Source organism: Bacillus sp. OTU2372 (genome assembly GCF_038440275.1).
Classification (GTDB): domain Bacteria; phylum Bacillota; class Bacilli; order Bacillales; family Cytobacillaceae; genus Neobacillus; species Neobacillus bataviensis_B.
In genome coordinates this window covers 1-439 of the sequence record NZ_JASATK010000081.1, presented here as the reverse complement: position 1 = coordinate 439, position 439 = coordinate 1, and the positions used below count along the sequence as shown (strand labels likewise).

Sequence of the window (439 nt, the reverse complement as noted above, 5' to 3'; positions counted from 1 at the left end):
GTTTTAAAGCGAACTAACTCGTTTTTACAAATTTCTTCTATATTATCTAGTTTTGAGAGAATGAACTTCTTTCAATTAAATAGTCTGGCAATAAAGGCGAGAAGGTCACACCCGTTTCCATACCGAACACGGAAGTTAAGCTTCTCAGCGCCGATGGTAGTTGGGACTTTGTCCCTGTGAGAGTAGGACGTTGCCAGGCTTTGCCCCTTTGGGGCTATTATTTTGCCAATTTAAGTTTTGGGCCCCTTGGTCAAGCGGTTAAGACACCGCCCTTTCACGGCGGTAACACGGGTTCGAATCCCGTAGGGGTCACCATTAACAGTGTAGATGCGGGTGTGGCGGAATTGGCAGACGCACCAGACTTAGGATCTGGCGCCGCAAGGCGTGGGGGTTCGACTCCCTTCACCCGCACCAGTTTTTTTTACAAAGCAAAATAACT

General features: G+C 47.6%; 2 tRNA genes and 1 rRNA gene. All 3 read left to right on the top strand.

Annotated features, from left to right (window positions below):
• The first annotated feature begins 83 nt into the window (after window positions 1-83).
• A 5S ribosomal RNA gene (gene rrf, locus AAHB15_RS30020) occupies window positions 84-199 on the top strand.
• 41 nt (window positions 200-240) lie between these two features.
• Window positions 241-315, top strand: a tRNA-Glu gene (locus tag AAHB15_RS30015).
• 14 nt (window positions 316-329) lie between these two features.
• Window positions 330-414: transfer RNA gene (locus AAHB15_RS30010), tRNA-Leu, on the top strand.
• Window positions 415-439: the final 25 nt, after the last annotated feature.